General features: G+C 77.6%; 1 protein-coding gene. It reads left to right on the plus strand.

Annotated features, from left to right (window positions below):
- A partial coding sequence (locus ACZY1I_RS32290) for a hypothetical protein (protein WP_463761722.1) occupies positions 1-281 on the plus strand: 281 nt, incomplete at both ends.

Genomic DNA, 281 nt, shown 5'->3' on the forward strand with positions numbered 1-281 from the left:
AAGGTGGTGGTCTCGGGCCGGGGCCTGACCCCGCCGTTGCCGGTGATGGGCATCGCCCCGGTCGGCATGGCGCCGGTGGACAGGCCCGCGGTGGATAACACCTCGGTCGGCGGGCCCCCCGCGGACGGTCGGGCCGGGGTCGGTGTGGCGCCGGTGATGGTGGGCAGTACCGAGGTGGTGGCCAGCGGGTCCGGTGCCGGGGGTCGGGGTAGCCGCGGTAGCGGCGCGATGCTGGTGGTGGCCTCGCCCACCGGAACCGGCCCGGTGCCCGCGGGTGCGGG

This window comes from Mycobacterium sp. IDUB_37, assembly GCF_055419245.1.